We start from the raw sequence: 1,374 nt of genomic DNA, 5'->3' as shown, positions 1-1,374 counted from the left end.
CGCCCCCGATACGCGTGTGGCGCGCGAGCACCTCCCGCCCGGCCCGGTCCCTGCGCGCTCGGACGACGACTCCCCGCGGGGCGGGCGCCGACGGGGGCCCTCAGCCGACGGTCAGCGAGAACGGTCCGGCCAGCACCGAGTAGCCGTCATTGGCCAGGTAGTACACGTCGTACCTGCCCGCGCCGTTCAGCTTGCCCGTGGAGAACGTGACCGCGCCGCTCCTGTTCGGCGCGTAGGCCCAGGTGAGCGAGGACTGCGAGCCGGGGGTCACGCCCGCCGGGTAGATGCCGACCCAGTTCTTCGCACTGACCTGCGAGGCGTTCGGCACGGCGTACCGGAAGGTGGCGTTGCCGCCGTTCGCCACGGCGTTCAGGTCGCCCGTCAGCGTGGGGGCGGTGGCCGTGGACGGCGCGAAGGCCGCGTTGAGCGGCGTCGCATAGGTGTCGTTGGCGGTCAGCCCAGGCAGGCCGAGGGCCGACTCGATGGTGCGGCCGATGCCGTAGTGGTCGTAGTGCAGGGGGCTGCTGGTCCCGGCCGGGACGGTGCCCTGCGAGCCGAGGACGACGGTGGCGACGTGGTCGTAGCCCTCGCTCTGGCTCTCGTCCCAGGTCAGGACGAGCAGCGAGCGCTGCTGGGTCCAAGCGGGGGAGGACAGCACCGGGGCGAGGGTCTGCTTCAGCCAGCCGTCCTGCACCTGCAGGCTGGTGGAGTTGCCGTTGCCGGAGGCCTCGCCGTCGTAGTAGTCGTCGGCGGCGATCCAGGAGAAGTTCGGGGTGGTGGCCGCCGACCGGAGGTCGGTGGTCAGCTGCGTGGTGTCGAACAGGTGCGCCGCGCAGCGGGCCGGATTGCCGCTGATGTCCGTGTAGTTGATGAACGGCGCGTCGTCCGGCTCGTACTTGGCGTCGTACTGGGTGGTGGTGTTGCAGGGGGTGCCCATGCCCTGCTCGTAGGCCTTCCAGCTCTTGCCGGCCGCCTCGACGGTGTCACCGAGGTTCCGCTGCGGGGAGTTGATGTTCGGCCAGTAGGTGGCGCCCTTGGCGTAGGTGTCGCCGCCGGCGATGGCGAGGTAGTTCTCGTCGCTCGGGTGGTAGACCCCGTGGGCGTCGGTGAGGGTGGCGCCCTGGGACATCAGGCTGTGCATGAACGGCGTGTCCGCCGGGTCGTTCATGACCTCGGAGTAGTCGGTGTTCTCCATCATGACCGTGAACACGTGGTCGTAGCCCGGCACGCCGGAGGCGGGCGGGGCCGGCGGCGCCGGTGCGGCGACCGGGGTGTCGAGGGTGAGCGAGAGGTTGTCCAGGTAGCCGGTCTCGTGCGAGGTGTTCAGGAACTGCACCTCGACCTGGATCGACCGCGTCCCGGCCGGGACGGGGC

At 70.8% G+C, this 1,374-nt stretch carries 1 protein-coding gene; it reads right to left on the bottom strand.

The features are described 5' to 3' along the window. Positions 1-100: 100 nt before the first annotated feature. A partial coding sequence (locus ACFV0G_RS03150; RefSeq protein WP_380540690.1) for an alkaline phosphatase family protein occupies positions 101-1,374 on the bottom strand: 1,274 nt, incomplete at its 5' end.

It is taken from the genome of Kitasatospora sp. NPDC059571 (assembly GCF_042735675.1).
Taxonomy (GTDB): domain Bacteria; phylum Actinomycetota; class Actinomycetes; order Streptomycetales; family Streptomycetaceae; genus Kitasatospora.
This window is presented reverse-complemented; position numbering and strand designations above follow the sequence as displayed.